Genomic DNA, 16,185 nt, shown 5'->3' with positions numbered 1-16,185 from the left:
GGCCGCGCGCACAGGGTCCGGACGCTACTTCTTGCGCCCGCCGTGGCCCCGGAAGGTCCTGGTGGGGGCGAATTCGCCCAGCTTGTGCCCCACCATGTCCTCCGTGATGAATATCCGTTCGAACGAACGGCCGTTGTGCACCAGGAACGCATGCCCGACGAAATCCGGGATCACGGTGCACGAGCGCGCCCAGGTCTTGATCGGGTCGCGCCCGCCCTGCTCCTTCTGCTTCATCACCTTCCGCAGGACCTTCTCGTCCACGTAGGGACCTTTTTTGAGCGATCTGCTCACGCTGCGCTATTTCCTCCGCCTTCTCACGATGAACCGGTCGCTGTGCTTCTTGTGCTTGCGGGTACGGCCGCCCTTGGACAGCACGCCGGTGGGGCCGCACGGATGCCGCCCGCCGCCGCGCCGCCCCTCGCCGCCGCCCATCGGGTGGCTGACGGGATTCTGCGCGGTGCCGCGCACGTGGGGGCGCCGGCCGCGCCACCGGGTGCGCCCGGCCTTGCCCCACTTGACGTTCTGGTGCTCGATGTTGCTGGCCCGGCCGATCGTGCACCGGCACCGCCCCAGCACGATGCGGATCTCCCCGCTGGGCAGGATCAGGTGCACGTAGTCGCCCTCGCGCGCGCTCACCTGCGCCGCCGTGCCGGCGCTGCGGACGATCTGGCCGCCGCGCCCGGGCTGCAGCTCCACGTTGTGGACGTACAGGCCCAGCGGCACGCGCGCCAGCGGCAGGCAGTTGCCGACGTGGGGCTCGGCGTCCGGCCCGCTCTCCAGCCGGCTGCCCACCTTCAGCCCGTCCGGGGCGATGATGTACCGCTTCTCGCCGTCCTCATACTCCAGCAGGGCGATGCGGGCGCTCCGGTTGGGGTCGTATTCGATGCCCAGGACGGTGGCCGGCACGCCGTCCTTGTTCCGCTTGAAGTCGATCAGGCGGTAGCGGCGCTTGTGGCCGCCCCCACGGAACCGGGCCGTGGTCCGTCCGTAGTTGTTGCGCCCGCCCGTCTTGCGGAGGGGGCGCAGAAGCGACTTCTCCGGCTTGCTCCGGGTGATCTCCGAGAGGTCCGTCGTCGTCATCCCACGCCGCCCGGGCGTCGTCGGTTTGTAGGGCTTGATGGCCACTGCGGTCCGCTCCGTTAGTACCCGATGTCGATCGTGTCGCCCGGCCGCAGCCGGACGATCGCCTTCTTGCGCGTGCTGGTCGTGCCGACCGTCATCCGCACGCGCCGCCGCTTGCCCTTGACCGTGACCGTGCGAACGTCGACGACCTTGCGGCCCGGGAAAAGCTCTTCGATGGCGTGGCGAATCTGCGACTTCGTGGCGGCCGGCGTCACTTCAAAGTGATAGGTGCTGTTCTCCCGCATGTCGTCGACGCCCTTCTCGGTGTGCAGCGGCTTGCGGATGATGTCGTAGCTGTTCATCGTCACACCCCTGCCTGTTCGGACGCCGCCGCGGCGGCCGCCTCGGCGGCCCGGTCGGCCTGGCTGTTCAGGAACTGCTCCAGCGCCTCCCGGGTGAAGACGACCCGCTGCGGGCGGACCATGTCGTAGGCGTTCAGTTCCCTGCACGTGCACATGGCCGCGCCGGGGATGTTCCTCGTGCACCGCCAGAGGTCGCCGTCGTGCTCGGCCAGCACGATCAGGCACGTGCGCGTCGCACCGACGTTCTTCAGCACGGACGCCATGGCCTTCGTCCTGGCCTCGGGCAGTTCCAGCGCGTCGACGGCCAGCACCTCGCCGTCGATCGCCTTGGCCAGGAAGGCGCTCGCGAGCGCCCGGCGCCGGGCGTTGCGCGGCATGCGCTGGCGGTAGTCCCGGGGCTGCGGCCCGTGGGCCACGGCTCCGCCGACCCAGATCGGGCTGTAGCGGCTGCCGTGGCGGGCCCGGCCGGTGTGCTTCTGGCGCCAGGGCTTCTTGCCGCTGCCGCTCACGGTGGAACGGGTCTTGACCGAGGCTGTGCCGACGCGCTTGTTCGCTTCATACATCAGCAACGCCTGGCGCAGCAGGGCCATGTTGGGCTTGCCGCCCAGGGCGGCCGCGTCCACGCTCACGTGGTCCACGACCTGGCCCGCTATGTTGTATACCGGTATGTCCATGGCGTCTTCGAATCCGTCTAATGTCATTCCTGCGCTGCCCGGGCGGCTTCCTGCTCCAGGCTGACGGCCTTCCGAACCAGCACGCACGCTCCGTTGTGTCCGGGCACGGCGCCCTTGACGATCAGCAGGTTGCGCTCCGGATCCACGCGCACCACCCGCAGGTTGCGCACGGTCACCCGGGCGGCGCCCATGTGCCCGGCCATCTTCTTGCCCTTCCAGACGCGACCGGGCCAGGTGCCGGACCCGATCGAGCCCGGAATCCGCCGGGTGCGCCCGCCGTGCGTCTCCGGCTGGCCGCCAAAGCCGTGCCGCTTGACCACGCCGGCGGTGCCGCGTCCCTTGCTGAGGCCGACGACGTCGACCTTGGAGACACCGTCGAAGATGTCCACCCGAAGCTCCTGACCCAGCGCGGGCATCTCGTCGCCGTCCGGCTGCACGTCGCGCAGGATGCGCTGCGGGGACACGCCGGCGGCGGCGAAGTGGCCGGCCAGCGGCCTGGTGACCCGCTTGCGCCTGGCCTCATCGAAGCCGATCTGCACGCCGGGCACCCTGTCCGCGGGCGGCGTCTTCACCTGGGTCACCATGCACGGTCCCACCTGCAGGACGGTCGCCGGCACGACGGCACCCGCCTCGTCGAACACCTGCGTCATCCCGATCTTTTTGCCCAGGAGCGCCTTGACCATGACGGCAACTACCTCGCTATGCTCAACATGCACAACCGTCCCACGCTCAAACCCTCGACGCACGGCACAGTAGCCGACAGCAGGAGCGCACAGGCCCCTCGGGTGCCGCAGCACTGAGGTCGAGGGCGCATTCGAACATGCGCCCCGTGGGATGTGACTGAAAGGCCGCTTCATCGCCGGCCGTTCCGCAGTGCAGCCCGCGCACCGGCGGGCACCGGACGCCTGAGGCGCAGGCCGCCCGGTCCCGCCCGAACCCCTGCCCGCCCCGCCGCGCTGTCCGCAACGGAACGGGCCGGCACGGGGGCCGGCGATCACACCTTGATCTTGATCTCCACGCCGGCCGGCACCCTCAGGTTGTTGAGGGCATCGACGGTGTGGACTGTCGGCTCCATGATGTCAATCAGACGCTTGTGCGTGCGGATCTCAAACTGTTCGCGCGACTTCTTGTCCACGTGCGGAGACCGCAGAACCGTATAGCGCTCGACGTGCGTCGGCAGAAGGACGGGGCCGCTCACGCGCGCCCCGGTCCGGGTGGCCGTCTCCACAATCTGACGAGCCGACCTGTCCAGAACGCGGTGGTCATAAGCTTCCATCCGGATCCTGATGCGTTCTCCCGCCACCGTCGTTCTCCGCAATGCAGACTCTGTGAACGTATTCTCGAGGTCGCAGACGAGTAGGCCAATTCTAACATCCCCGCCTCGGAAGTCAAGTGAACGCGCCGAATCCTGTCGCCCTGTCCCCGAGGAGGCGCCCCGGCCTCAGCCGGCGACCTCGCAGACGAGCACCGGACCGAACCCGACGTGGTCCGCGCTGGTGCAGCGGAAGACGACCCCGTCCCGCTCCCCTTCATACGCATCGCGCAGGGCGTCCCCGTGCAGATGCCCGTAGACGCAGTGCCGCACGCCGGCCCGGCGGAGCATCGGCACCATCTCGGTCTCCGAGGCCGCATCGAGCGGCGGATAGTGGACCATGGCCACCGCCACGGCCCAGTCCAGGGCCTGAAGGGCTTCCAGTGACATCGCCAGGCGCGTCAACTCGCGCCGCCAGAGCCTCTCGTCGCGTTCCGGCTCGTAGTCCGGGTGCCCGGGCGCCTGCCATCCTCGCACGCCGCACAGGCCCACGCCTGCGTGCACGGCCGCGTCGAACCGGATCATGTGTGTCGTGGGCCCCAGGGCGGCCCGCACGCGGCCCGGAGAGGAGATCCAGTAGTCGTGGTTGCCCCGGATGAAGTACTTGGCGCCGGGCAGCGATTCGATGAAGTCCAGGTCCGGCCGGGCCTCCGGCAGGCGCATGGCCCAGCTCAGGTCCCCGCTCAACAGCACCAGGTCCTCGGGGGCGACCGTCCGGCGCCAGTTCTCCTCGATGCGCCCGCGATGGTCGCTCCACTGCGGCCCGAACACGTCCATCGGCTTGCGGCCGTCGGCCGAAAGATGCAGATCGCTCAGGCCGAATACCCTCATCTCACGTCGTGCTCGTCTCACTGCGGGGCGTCGTCGCCCACCTTGCGGCTGATGCCCGAGCGGGCGATGGTGATCTTCACGTCCTTCTCGGGGTCGACCCGCAGGACCAGTTCGTCGTCCATGATCTGGACGACGCGTCCCCGGATGCCGCCGATGGTGATGACGTCGTCCCGCGGCTGGATGCTGTCCAGCATCTGCCGCCGCGTCTCCTCACGCTTGCGCTGCGAACGGCTCGTGAACCAGAAGAAGGCGACCAGGATGATGATGAACGGCAGGAAGCTCCAGAGAGCCTGCAGGGGGCTTCCCTCGGGACGGCCGCCGGCGGCCGGGCCGCCGACTTCCCCGGCCAGAACGAACAGCATGCGAGCGACGGATGTCATGGATTGCTCTCAGTCTGCGTGTAACGGGCGACAAACTCGTCGCGGAACCGCCCGAACCGCCCGGCGAGGATCGCCTCCCGGGCCCGCGCCATCAGGCTCCCGTAGAAGGTCAGGTTGTGGATGCTGAGCAGGACCGGCCCGAGCATCTCGCCGACGCGGAACAGGTGGTTCAGGTACGCCCGCGAGTATAACCGACAGCAGAGACACGCGCAATCGTCCTGCACGGGGCGCGGGTCGGTGCGGGCGGCGCTGTTGCGCAGCCGCAGCCGCCCCTGCGGCGTGAAGGCCGTCGCGTTGCGCCCCATGCGGGTCGGCGCCACGCAGTCGAACATGTCGATGCCCTCGCCGATCGCCATCACGATGTCGACCGGGAACCCGACGCCCATGAGGTACCGCGGCCGCTCCCCCGGCAGCAGGGGCGCCGTGCGGGCCACCACGCCGCGCCGCAGCTCGTCGCCCTCCCCCACGCTCACCCCGCCGATGGCGTAGCCGTCGAAGCCCAGGTCGGCCGTGCCGCGCGCGCTCCGCTCTCGCAGGTCGTCGAAGACGCTGCCCTGCACGATGCCGAACAACGCCTGGTCCCGGCGGCGGTGGATGCCGCGGCAGGCGGCGCTCCAGCGCAGCGTGCGCTCGACGGCCTGTGCGGCGAGTTCGCGCGTGCACGGATACGGCGGGCAGTGGTCCAGCACCATGGCGACGTCCGCCCCGAGCCGCTCCTGGAACGCCATGCACTCGCGCGGCCCCAGGAACATGCGCGCGCCGTCCACGGGGCTGCGGAAGAACACGCCCCCCTCGGTCAGTTCACGATGTTCGGCCAACGAGAAGACCTGGTAGCCGCCGCTGTCGGTCAGGATGGGGCCGTCCCAGGCCATGAACGCGTGCAGGCCGCCCAGGCCGGCCACCACGTCGGCACCCGGCCGCAGGGCCAGGTGGTATGCGTTGGCCAGCAGCATGCGGGCGCCCGTGTCGCGCACGTGCGCCGGCGTGAGGCCGCGCACGGTCGCGCGGCTGCCGACGGGCATGAAGATGGGCGTCTGAACAGAGCCGCTGCGCAGCGTCAGGCGCCCGGCACGCGCGCGCGTGCGGGCGTCGTTCACCTGGACCTCGAATTCCATGGGGCGGTGTGCCTTCCCGGGGGTGGCCGGCGGACGCGTTCAGACGATCAGCATCGCGTCGCCGTAGCTGTAGAAACGGTACTGCTCCTCGACGGCCGCCCGGTAGGCGGCGCGGACCTGCGGCAGCCCGGCGAACGCCGCCACCAGCATCAGCAGGGTGCTGCGCGGCAGGTGGAAGTTCGTGATCAGCGCCCCCAGGACGCGGAACTCGAACGGCGGGTAGACGTACAGGTCCGTCCAGCCGTCGTGGCCCTCCCACCGGCCGGTCCGGGCCACGTGCTCCAGCACGCGGCAGCAGGTCGTGCCCGTGGCCACCACCCACCGGCCCTCGGCCAGGGCCTCCCGCACGGCCCGGGCCGTTTCGGCGGGCATCCGGTAGCACTCGGCGTCCAGGCGGTGGTCCTCGATGCGCCGGGTGCGCACCGGCCGGAACGTGCCCGGTCCCACCAGAAGGGTCAGCGTGCACACGTGCACGCCGCGTGCACGGACGCGCTCCAGCAGCGAATCGGTGAAGTGCAGCCCGGCCGTCGGGGCGGCCACGGCGCCCTCCCGGCGGGCGAAGACGGTCTGGTAGCGCTCACGGTCCAGGTCGGGCATCTGCTCGGAGAGGCCCAGGCGCCGCCGCGACTTGAGGATGTACGGCGGCAGGGGCATCGTGCCGCGCGCCATCACCTCCTGCGGCGGGGTCTGCCGGTCGCCCAGGGCCACGATCCACCCGTCGCCCTCGGGCCGCACCATCGTGATGCCCGGCCCGGCCTCGCCCAGGTGCAGCACCTCGCCCGGGCGCAGGCGGCCGCCGCTGCGCGCCATCGCCAGCCATTGGCGCCCGTCCCGGGCGCCCGCCGGGGCCGGGCGCACCAGGAGCACCTCCACCGCCCCGCCGGTGTCGCGCCGCGCCTTCAGGCGGGCCGGCAGCACGCGCGCGTCGTTCAGTATCAGGAGGTCGCCCCGGCGCAGGAAGTCCGGCAGGTCGCGGAACGACCGGTGCTGCAGGGCGCCCGAGGCACGGTCCAGCACCATCAGCCGCGACTCGTCGCGGCGGGCGGCGGGCACGGCGGCCACCAGGTGCTCGGGCAGCATGTAGTCGAACTGGTCGGTACCGGTCACGGCGGCGCTCCTCGCAAGGTCCCCCCGGGGAGAATATGCCAGAAACGCGGGGCCGCAGGCAAGGCGCGCACGGGCGGGCCGTCGTCGGCGTGTTTGTGTGCGGGCGTCCGGGGCTCCTCCGGGGCTTGCATTCGGCTCGTGACTGATTTACATTCCCAGAGGGCGCCGCCGTCGGGGCGCGCCGTCGGGGCGCGGGACTGCTCTTGCCGGGAGACGCTCATGAGGCCCAAGCGCGACGCGCCATGGAGCGAGCGCCCGCCGTGTCTCATGGAGCTGCCGTCCGGCCGGGTGCTCGACACCGGCGAACGCCCCCTCGTGATGGGCGTGCTCAACGTCACACCGGACTCGTTCAGCGACGGCGGGCAGTTCCTGGCGCCGGAGTCCGCCCTGGCACAGGCGCGCCGGATGTGCGCGGAAGGCGCCGACATCATCGACATCGGCGGCGAGAGCACGCGGCCGGGCAGCGAGCCGGTCTCCGCCGACGAGGAGATGCGGCGCGTCCTGCCGGTCGTCGAGGCGCTGGCGGCATCGTCGGACGTGCCCATCAGCATCGACACGCAGAAGGCGGCCGTCGCCGCCGCCGCCCTGGAGGCCGGAGCCCAGATCATCAACGACACCAGCGCGCTGCGCACGGACCCCGACATGGCGGCCGTGGCCGCCCGCGCGGACGCCGCGCTGGTGCTGATGCACATGCAGGGCACGCCGCGGACCATGCAGGCGGACCCGGCCTACGGCGAGGTGGTCGCGGACGTCAAGGCGTGGCTCGCCGAACGGCTGGAGCGGGCCACGGCGGCGGGCATTCCGCCGGACCGGCTGATCGTCGATCCCGGCTTCGGCTTCGGCAAGACGCTCCTCCACAACCTGGAGCTGCTGAGGCGCCTGGGAGAGCTGCACGGGCTGGGCAGGCCGCTCCTGGTCGGGACCTCGCGCAAGTCGATGCTCGGGGCCATCCTGAAGGCGCGGGCCGGCGAACGGCTGTCCGCCACGCTGGCCACGGTCGCCTGTGCCGTCATGGCCGGTTGCCACATCGTGCGCGTGCACGACGTTCGGCCGGCCCTGGAGGTGGTGAAGGTCTGCGAGGCCGTCCGACGGGGAGCGCGCTACGAGCATGGATGAACTCCTGCGGCGCATCACGCAGTGGCTGACGGTCTGGTCGCCGACCGTTGTGCGCGTTGCGCTGGAAGTGCTCATCATCTTCGCGATCGTCTACGCGTTCCTGCGCATCATGCAGGGGACGCGCGGCGCGGGCGTGCTGAAGGGCCTGGCCTTCTTCGTGGCCATCCTGGCCGTCGTCGCCATCCTGGTGACCCAGGTGTGGTGGATCGAGCTGGAGACCCTTCACTGGGTCTTCACCAGCTTCGTGCCGGTCATCCTGGTGCCGCTGATCATCCTGTTCCAGCCCGAGATCCGCCGTGGGCTGATCCGGCTGGGTCAGAACCCGCTCTTCCGCGTGTTCTTCCGGCCGCACAGCGGCTTCACGGACGAGCTGGTCAAGGCCACCTTCAGCCTCTCGCGCGACAAGCTGGGCGGCCTGATCGCCATCGAGCGCGAGGTCGGCCTGCGCGGCTACGTGGAGGCGGGTGTCCGGCTGGACGCCGACGTGTCTGCCGAACTGATCAAGACCATCTTCTGGCCGGGCACGCCGCTGCACGACGGGGCGATCGTCATCAGCCAGCAGAAGATCGCGGCGGCCGGCTGCCTGTTCCCCCTGACCGAGAACCCGCAGTTCAGCAAGGAGATGGGCACGAGGCACCGCGCCGGGGTGGGCATCACCGAGGAATCGGACGCGGCCGCCATCATCATCAGCGAGCAGACCGGCCGGGTCTCGCTGGCCGTCGGCGGCTCACTGCAGCGGGAACTGGATGAGAAGTCGCTTCGACGCGCCCTGGAGGACCTGGCCGCCGAAGCCGAGATCAAGGAGTAGGCAGGTTTGGCCAAGAGCGTGCTCAGACTGCTGACCCAGGACTTCTGGCTGAAGGTCTCCGCCCTGGTGATCGCGCTGGGCATCTGGTTCTACGCCAACAGCCGCGTGACCGACGAGACCGCCTGCGACGCCACCGTCGTCATCACGCCGCCGCCGGGCTACGCCCTGGTGCATCAGAGCGCGAGGCTGGTCAGCGTCACCGTCTCCGGCCCCCGCTCGCTCCTGTCGCGGCTGGATCGCCGATGCATGCAGGCGCCGATCGCGTTGACGGCCCAGGTGAACGAGACCGACCTGACCGACGGACAGGTGAGCCTGCCCGTGGAAAGCCTCTGGCCCCGCGCGGACCTGGAGGACCGCCACCGCCGCCGGCTCAAGTTCCGCGCGGCCAAGCCCGCGCAGGTCCGGGCCGTCGCCTGCCCGCTGGACGAACGCACGCTCCCGGTGGTGGCGCACGTCGCGGTGCAGCCGGCCCTGGGGTACCGGCAGGCGGCCGCCCCGGCCGTCACGCCTGCACAGGTGCTCGTGCGCGGCCCCGCGCTCGCCCTGGCGGCGATGCAGGACATCGAGACGGAGGAACTGCCGCCGCTCTACGACGTCTCCTCCGACGTGCAGCACACCGTGAGGGTCCGCGACAGCATCGCCGTGACCCTGCCCACGGGGGAACGCGTGCCCGTGCCGCTCGAGGTCTCCCCGCCCGGCGTCACGGTCGTCGTCTCGGTGGCGGGCGAGGCCATGCAGGAGCAGCGGTTCCCGAACGTGCGCGTCCTGGCCATGATGCCGCCGGGGTTCCCCTACCAGGTGGAGTTCGGCGAAGGCGACGGAACGGTCACCGTCGTCGTCCAGGCATCGCCGGCGAACCTGCGCACGCTCGACCCCGCACAGATCCGCGCCTGTGTCGACCTGAGCCCGCTGGCGGCCGAGGTGATCCCCCTGGACGGCAGCGCCCCCTACCGCGAGCGCGTGCACGTGCAACTGCCCGCCGGGTTCATCCACGGCAAGGCGCAGGCCGAGCCCGACCGCGTCAACGTCCTGCTGAGGAACCCCTCCCACTGAGAAAGAACAGGAGACGCCCCATGGCACTGCTGGGAGTGAACGTCGACCACGTGGCCACGGTCCGGCAGGCCCGCCGCACGTATGAGCCGGACCCCGTCTGGGCGGCCGCCGAGGCCCAGATCGGCGGGGCCGACATCCTGACCGTCCACCTGCGCATGGACCGCCGCCACATCAACGACCGCGACCTCCGGCTCATGCGCGAAACGGTCTCGATCGACCTGAACCTGGAGATGTCCCTGGACCCCGAGATCGTCGACATCGCCCTCCAGACGGCCCCCCACATGGTCACCATCGTGCCCGAGAACCGCCAGGAGGTCACCACCGAGGGCGGCCTCGACGCCATCGGGCAGAGCGCCCGTGTCGAGGGCGCCGTGCGCTCGTTCGCCGAACGCGGCATCCCGGTCAGCCTGTTCATCGACCCCGAGGAGGGCCAGATACGCCGCGCCGCCGAACTCGGCGTCGCCATGGTGGAACTCCACACCGGCGCCTACGCCAACGCCGCGTCCCCCGGCGAACGCCAGGCCCGCCTGACCGAACTGGCCGACGGCGCCGCGCTGGGCCGACAGGTCGGGCTGACCGTCAACGCCGGCCACGGCCTCACCTACGCAAACGTGGCCCCCGTCCTTTGCGCCCTGCGGCCGCACGAACTGCACATCGGGCACAGCATCATCGCCCGCGCGCTCTTCGTGGGCATCAGGGAGGCCGTGCACCAGATGAAGGAGATCATCTGGCGCACGGAGGTCCTGGACGCCTGAGACGCCGGCGGAGCCGCCATGGCCACCACACCCGAGAAGATCGCCGAGTACGTCGAACTGGCCTCCCCCGACCGGCGCATGGTCGAGGCGTGCGAGCGCACCCGGATGCACTACGAGGGCGGGCGCACCGTGGCCGTCCACGTCCCCGACGCCGACGAGGCCGCCGAGCTGGACAAGACGCTGTGGACGTTCCGTCGGGAGGCGTTCATCCCGCACGTCCGGCTGGAGGAAGCCGAGGGCCCCGTGGTTGAGCCGGTGGTCCTGTTCGGCGGCGACGCGCCGGACCTGGGGGCCGACGTCCTGGTCGTCCTGACCGCCGGCGACCTGCCCGAGGGCTTCGAACGGTTCGCCCACATCATCGACTTCGCCGAGGTGTACGACGAAGCCCGCCGCGGGGCCGGCCGCCGCCGCTTCGCCGCCTGCCAGGCCGCCGGCTACCGCATGCGCTTCGTCAAGGCGTAGGAGCCCGTTGAAGGAGTCTTTTTGTGTGGCACAGGCGCCCTCGCCTGTGCGTTCCTGCCTGTAGTCAGGCCGTTCCAGACCTGGACCAACAGCCGAGGCCAGCCCGACGGGGCTTGCCCGCCGGGGCGGGCGCGGCGGTTGTTCCACACTTCCTGAACGGGCCGGCAGGCCCTCCGGCCGGCGATGCAGAACCGCTCTACAGGCCCACCATGCCGACGAGCTGCCTGGCAAGCATGGCCCCGCCGTAGACGACCACGGCGCTGATGGCCAGCCCGCCGCCACAGCCAAGCCCGAACACGCCCGCCGTTACGGCTCCCTGGGCGAGCATCACCGTCACCACGTACACCTTGGGCATCCAGCCGTTGAGGGACATCAGGGCTCCCGGATACGCCTCGCCCCTGGTCAGGATCGCCGTCAGGATGGCCAGCCCCACACCCACCGGCAGCAGGACGGCCACGCTGATCATGCGGGCGAACACGGCCCCCTGCACGACGCCGAGCGGCCGGCACTGGCGCTTGAGCCCGATCGCCAGCAGGCTCAGCATGATGCCCGCTGCGGCCGCCTCGATCACCAGACGCAGCCACGAACTCACCGTCCCGGCCAGGTTGAACGCACCACCATGGAGCAGCCAGCTCACCAGCCCCCCGCCGATCAGGCTCAGCACCGCGAAGCCGACTCCCATCTCCACCATGAACCGCGTGCCGGTCACGCCGTCACGCAGCAGGGGCGCGGCCTCCGTGGGGTCGTCCCGCAGCACCTTGAAGAGGTCCAGGACGCTCTGGGGCGGCCCGTGCTTCGGGGCCTTCACGGCCGGAGCGGTCTGGCGGCGCGCGGCGGCCGCCGCCGCCCGCTCCACGGCCCCGCCCCGCGTCGCCCCGGCTGCGTCCGCCGCCGGCGTACCGACGGGCCTCGGGGCCCTCGGCGCCTCGGCCCCCTCCTGGGCAGGCACCTCCGGCCCCGGCCCCTGCTCCAGCGAAAGACCGTCCAGGTCCACGTCCTGGAGCCAGTTCTCGGCCGGACCCGTCTCGACCACCTTCCCGCACGCCGGGCACTTGCCGCTCCGCGCGCCGTCGGCCACAGCGAACATCCGTCCGCACGAACACTTGACGTTCATGCCGGTCCTCCAGTGAACATGAAGACGCCGTGCCCTCCCGGTGAACAGTGTAGCGACTCCCCCGCCGGTTGTCGAGGCCGATGCGGCCGGGCAGGCGGCCGGCACGGACACAGGCGCCGAACGTGGACCGCGCCCTCCGCTTGCGAGACCGCGCCGTTTATAGTCTCATGGTGGGTGCGGCCTGCCCGCGCCCTTCCCGTCGGCTGCCGTGCACGCGGCCGGCTCTTGCCCGCGCAGACTCTCAAACATGCACGAACACGCGATCAAGGTCCTGGAGTTCGGCAAGGTGGTCGACATCCTGTCGGCCTACGCCGTCAGTCCGCGCGGCAAGCTCCTGGCCCGCTCCCTGCGCCCGATGGACGAGCCCGCCGGCATCGAGCGCGCCCTGCAGGAGACGACCGAGATGGTCCGGGCGCTGGGCCGGGAGTTCACCCTGCCCCTCGGCCCCGTCGAGGACGTCTCGGCCGCCGCGCGCCGGGCGTCGGGCGCCGGGTCGCCCCTGGAGCCGTCCACGTTCTGGCGGATCGCCGAAGCCCTCGACACGGCCCATCGGGTGGGCAATGCGCTGCGACGGCTCGGGGGCTCCTACCCGGCCCTTCTGGCGCTCGGCGACGGCCTGCCCCGGTTGCCGGAGATGGTCGCGCGCATCCGCAGCACGGTCGACGCCACGGGTCTCGTGCTGGACGGAGCGAGCCCCGCCCTCAAGGCCGTGCGCAGCCGCATCCGCTCTATCCGGGGCCGCATCGAGCGGCGGCTCCTGCGCCTGGTCAACGACCCCCGGATCCGCCCCCATCTGCAGTATGGCAACCCGACGATCCACCGCGAGCGCTACGTGCTCCCGGTGAATGCGTATCGGAAGGCGGAGGTCCGCGGCCTTGTCCACGGCTCGTCAGACAGCGGCGCCACGCTGTACGTCGAGCCGATGGAGATCGTGCCCCTCGGCAACGAGCTGGGCGAGGCGCTGGGCGAGGAGGAGGAGGAGATCCGCCGCGTGCTCTGGGCCCTGACGCGCGAGGTGGCTGCCGAGGCGGAGACGATCGTCGAGGCCGTCCAGCGCCTGGCGGAGGTGGACCTGGTGCGGGCCAAGGCCCTGATGAGCGCCGCCTTCCGCATGGCCGAACCGCAGATGGCGGGGGCCGGCGCACTGGAACTCGTGCAGGCCCGCCACCCGGTGCTGCTCCATCTGACCCGGCCGCGGGACCGGACCGTCCCGAGGGAAGCCGATCTGGACTTCGAGGCGGTCGTGCCCCTCGACGTGCGGCTGGGACGCGACTTCCGCATGATCGTCATCACCGGCCCCAACACGGGCGGCAAGACGGTGGTGCTCAAGACCGTCGGCCTCATCTGCCTGATGGCCCGCGCCGGCATGCACGTGCCCGCGCAGCGCGCCGTGGTGCCCCTGTACGACACCGTCTGCGCCGACATCGGAGACGAACAGAGCCTGGAGCAGAGCCTCAGCACCTTCAGCTCCCACGTGTCACGCATCATCCGCATCCTGCGCACGGCCACGCGCGGCAGCCTGGTGCTCCTGGACGAACTGGGCGCCGGCACCGACCCCGCCGAGGGCAGCGCGCTCGGCGCCGCCATCCTGAAGCGCCTGGCCGACCTGGCCTGCAGCGCCATCGTGGTGACCCACCTGGGCCCGCTGAAGTCGTTCGCCGCCGGCCGCCCCGGGGTGGAGAACGCCTCGGTCGACTTCGACCCCCGCACGCTCCGCCCCACCTACCACCTGACCATCGGCACCATCGGCAGCTCCAACGCACTGGAGATCGCCCGGCGGCTCGGCCTGCCGGACGAGGTCCTGTCGGCCGCCCGCGAGCTGCTCAACGCGCAGTCCGCCGGGGAGTACGGCACCATCCTCGAGGAGGTCCGGCTGGTGCGGCAGGATGCCGAGGAGCGCCGCGAGCGCGTCCTGTATCTGGAGCAGCAGGCCGCCCGCCTGAAGGCGGACTACGAGGAGACCCTCCGCCGACTCCGAGCCCAGGAGGACCGCCAGAGCGCCGACTTCGGCCTGCGCATGCAGGAGACGCTTCGCGAGCTGCACGAGGAGGCGGACCGCCTGGCCGAGGACCTGCGCCACAGCCACAAGGCCGTTTCCAGGCGCGTGCGGACGGTGCGCGACGGCCTGCGGGGATGCCTGGACGACCTGGCCGAACTGCTCCGGGGCCATCGCATCGAACGGCCCCTGCAGGCGGGCGACGACGTCTACGTCATTCGCCTCCATCGGTGGGGTACCGTCGAGCGCGTCCACACCCGCTCCGGCAGCGCCCGGGTGCGCGTCGGCGACGCACAGGTCGAGGTGCCCGTCGAGGACCTGCAGCCCTGGGGCCGGCACGCCGACCAGCCCTGAGGCGCCGGCCGCTACCGGTCCTCCCGCACCGGCAGCGCGTAGACCGGCTCGGCATACAGGACGCGGCCGTCCTCGTCCGAGGCCGGCAGCGGTTCCAGGCGCCTGAGGACCTCCACCGGCGGCACCTCGTCCGGCACCGCCGTCATGCCCGGCTCCGGCGCCAGCAGCCCGACGACCCGCTGCAGCGTGTGGCGCGCCTGCAGGTGCGCGTGCAGCGCCTGGTAGTAGTTGCCCTGCGCGGTCGTCAGCGCCGACCGGGCGTCCAGCACCTCCAGCTCCGTGTTCACCCCCTCCCTGACGCCGATGGCCACCAGGCGCAGGGCCTCGGCGGCCAGTTCCAGGTTGAACTCCTGGGACCGGACCATCGCGTCCGCATCGGTCAGGTCGAACAGGGCGTTCTTGATCTCTTCGAACACGTGCTGCTCGGCGTCGGCAAGGTCGATCAGGCTCTGGCGCACGGTGGCCCGCTGCTGGATCACCTCGCCCTCCCGGCGCAGCCCGTCGAAGAGCGTCCACGCCAGGCGCAGCCCGCCCTGCCACTGCCCGGCCCAGTCGTTCCGCGAGGAGTCGTGCGGATCGGGGCGCCCCCTCTTGAAGATGCCCCAGGCCTCCAGCGACGGCAGGTACGCGGACATCGCCATCTCCAGCGCCGCCCGCTGCATCAGGATGGTCAGTTCGGACCGGTAGAGTTCGGGCCGGTGCAGCAGCGCCGTGCGGACGGTCGTCTCGAAGTCCGCATTCACGGGCACGTACGTCAGGTCGCTGACATAGGCGACCTCGCTCTTCTGCGAGACGCCCATGAGGCGCATCAGGGCCGTGCGCGCCCGGTTCAGACGGTTGCGCTCCTGGATCACCTGCGCCTCGACGTTGGCGACCTCCACGCGCGCACGCAGCCGGTCGAACGGGATGGCCACCCCCCGCTCCTCGCGCGCCGTGACGTCCCTCAGGTTGGCCTGTGCGAACTCCAGCGCCTCCGTCTGCACCTGCAGCAGCTTCTCGGCCAGGACGACCTCGTAGTACGTCGAGACCGTCTGATAGGCCACGTCCTGAACGGCCTGCCGGACGACCTCGTCGCTCAGAAGCTGGTAGTAGCGGGCGGCGTCCAGCCCGGCGGCGATGGCCCCACCCTTGTAGAGCGGCTGTGTCACGTTCACCTGGTACGAGTAGTTGTCCCTGGGGCCCCGCGCCCCCGTCGCCGTGTTGACCAGCGCCCCCTCGTCCAGGCGCGTGTAGCCGGCCTCGACACGCACCTGGGGCAGGCCGTCGGCCCTGGCGGTGTACAGGCGCCCGCGCGCCTTCTCCCGCTCCAGCATGGTGCTCTGAAGCGTCGGGTTGTGCTCCAGCGCCAGCCGGACCGCCTCCTCGACGCTCAGGTCCCCGTCCACGCGCACCAGGCAGTCGTCGGGGTCCGCCTCGTCGCGCCAGCGTGCGTAGGAGACGCGTCGGGACCACTGCAGCTCGGAGTAGATCTCGCCCCGAGGCCGCAGGCACCCCGCCGCCGTCAGCACCGCCAGGCCAAGCAGAAGCATTGCCCCCGACCAGGGAGCCCTCACGCCCATCATCGCCCGTCCTCCGCCAGTGCGCCGTCCCAGAATACCCGCCGCATCGCCCTGGAATCGACGGACGGCGACCGGCTCGCGCCGCAGAACCCACAGGGAATGGCCCGCTCGTACTGCCTCCGAGG

The 16,185-nt window shown here is 71.2% G+C and carries 18 protein-coding genes; 6 read left to right on the top strand and 12 right to left on the bottom strand.

Going from position 1 to position 16,185, the window contains the following annotated elements; all coding sequences use genetic code 11:
* Positions 1–24: 24 nt before the first annotated feature.
* The 10 genes from rpsS to queA all read right to left on the bottom strand — a co-directional run bounded on the left by rpsS (position 25) and on the right by queA (position 6,816).
* Positions 25–291 carry a 30S ribosomal protein S19 gene (gene rpsS, locus GXY85_09365; protein ID NLW51030.1) on the bottom strand — a complete coding sequence of 89 codons (267 nt, stop codon included), beginning with the start codon at positions 289–291 and terminating at the stop codon, positions 25–27.
* Positions 292–297: 6 nt separating this feature from the next.
* Entirely contained in the window at positions 298–1,125 is an 828-nt protein-coding gene (gene rplB, locus GXY85_09360) for a 50S ribosomal protein L2 (GenBank protein NLW51029.1), read from the bottom strand.
* A gap of 14 nt (positions 1,126–1,139) precedes the next feature.
* Entirely contained in the window at positions 1,140–1,424 is a 285-nt protein-coding gene (gene rplW, locus GXY85_09355; protein NLW51028.1) for a 50S ribosomal protein L23, read from the bottom strand.
* A gap of 2 nt (positions 1,425–1,426) precedes the next feature.
* Positions 1,427–2,098 carry a 50S ribosomal protein L4 gene (gene rplD, locus GXY85_09350; GenBank protein NLW51027.1) on the bottom strand — a complete coding sequence of 224 codons (672 nt, stop codon included), beginning with the start codon at positions 2,096–2,098 and terminating at the stop codon, positions 1,427–1,429.
* Positions 2,099–2,121: 23 nt separating this feature from the next.
* A complete protein-coding gene (gene rplC, locus GXY85_09345; GenBank protein ID NLW51026.1) occupies positions 2,122–2,781 on the bottom strand; it encodes a 50S ribosomal protein L3 in 660 nt (219 codons plus the stop codon).
* 311 nt (positions 2,782–3,092) lie between these two features.
* Positions 3,093–3,401 carry a 30S ribosomal protein S10 gene (rpsJ, locus tag GXY85_09340; protein NLW51025.1) on the bottom strand — a complete coding sequence of 103 codons (309 nt, stop codon included), beginning with the start codon at positions 3,399–3,401 and terminating at the stop codon, positions 3,093–3,095.
* Positions 3,402–3,539: 138 nt separating this feature from the next.
* A complete protein-coding gene (locus GXY85_09335) occupies positions 3,540–4,241 on the bottom strand; it encodes a hypothetical protein (protein ID NLW51024.1) in 702 nt (233 codons plus the stop codon).
* 17 nt (positions 4,242–4,258) lie between these two features.
* On the bottom strand, positions 4,259–4,621 hold the full coding sequence (gene yajC, locus GXY85_09330; GenBank protein ID NLW51023.1) for a preprotein translocase subunit YajC: 363 nt from the start codon (positions 4,619–4,621) through the stop codon (positions 4,259–4,261).
* Positions 4,618–5,736: a tRNA guanosine(34) transglycosylase Tgt gene (tgt, locus tag GXY85_09325; GenBank protein NLW51022.1), complete on the bottom strand. Its 1,119-nt coding sequence runs from the start codon at positions 5,734–5,736 to the stop codon at positions 4,618–4,620. Before tgt ends, yajC begins: the two co-directional genes overlap by 4 nt.
* 39 nt (positions 5,737–5,775) lie before the next feature.
* Positions 5,776–6,816 (bottom strand): tRNA preQ1(34) S-adenosylmethionine ribosyltransferase-isomerase QueA, encoded by a 1,041-nt coding sequence (gene queA, locus GXY85_09320; protein ID NLW51021.1) that lies wholly within the window; start codon positions 6,814–6,816, stop codon positions 5,776–5,778.
* 294 nt (positions 6,817–7,110) lie between these two features.
* Here queA and folP point away from each other — a divergent pair, with 294 nt between their 5' ends.
* Genes folP through GXY85_09295 form a run of 5 tightly spaced genes read left to right on the top strand, consistent with a single transcriptional unit; the run spans position 7,111 to position 11,037 of the window.
* Positions 7,111–7,959, top strand: a complete 849-nt coding sequence (gene folP, locus GXY85_09315; protein NLW51020.1) for a dihydropteroate synthase — start codon at positions 7,111–7,113, stop codon at positions 7,957–7,959.
* A complete protein-coding gene (locus GXY85_09310; GenBank protein ID NLW51019.1) occupies positions 7,952–8,767 on the top strand; it encodes a TIGR00159 family protein in 816 nt (271 codons plus the stop codon). The genes folP and GXY85_09310 overlap by 8 nt, the downstream gene beginning before the upstream one ends.
* A 6-nt stretch (positions 8,768–8,773) precedes the next feature.
* Positions 8,774–9,820, top strand: coding sequence for a hypothetical protein (locus GXY85_09305; protein NLW51018.1), 1,047 nt, complete (start codon positions 8,774–8,776; stop codon positions 9,818–9,820).
* Between the two features lie 20 nt (positions 9,821–9,840).
* Entirely contained in the window at positions 9,841–10,575 is a 735-nt protein-coding gene (locus GXY85_09300) for a pyridoxine 5'-phosphate synthase (GenBank protein NLW51017.1), read from the top strand.
* A gap of 18 nt (positions 10,576–10,593) precedes the next feature.
* Positions 10,594–11,037 carry a DNA polymerase III subunit chi gene (locus GXY85_09295; protein NLW51016.1) on the top strand — a complete coding sequence of 148 codons (444 nt, stop codon included), beginning with the start codon at positions 10,594–10,596 and terminating at the stop codon, positions 11,035–11,037.
* A 196-nt stretch (positions 11,038–11,233) separates the two neighbouring features.
* On the opposite strand, the gene GXY85_09290 is transcribed toward GXY85_09295, so the two are convergent.
* Entirely contained in the window at positions 11,234–12,151 is a 918-nt protein-coding gene (locus GXY85_09290) for a hypothetical protein (GenBank protein NLW51015.1), read from the bottom strand.
* Positions 12,152–12,398: 247 nt separating this feature from the next.
* Here GXY85_09290 and GXY85_09285 point away from each other — a divergent pair, with 247 nt between their 5' ends.
* Complete coding sequence (locus GXY85_09285; protein NLW51014.1) at positions 12,399–14,501, top strand: DNA strand exchange inhibitor protein; 2,103 nt, start codon at positions 12,399–12,401, stop codon at positions 14,499–14,501.
* 11 nt (positions 14,502–14,512) lie between these two features.
* Here the strand turns inward: GXY85_09285 and GXY85_09280 are convergent, their stop codons facing one another.
* A complete protein-coding gene (locus GXY85_09280) occupies positions 14,513–16,063 on the bottom strand; it encodes a TolC family protein (protein ID NLW51013.1) in 1,551 nt (516 codons plus the stop codon).
* Positions 16,064–16,185: the final 122 nt, after the last annotated feature.

The sequence above is a fragment of the Candidatus Brocadiaceae bacterium genome (assembly GCA_012728835.1).
GTDB lineage: Bacteria > Planctomycetota > Brocadiia > SM23-32 > SM23-32 > JAAYEJ01.
This window is presented reverse-complemented; position numbering and strand designations above follow the sequence as displayed.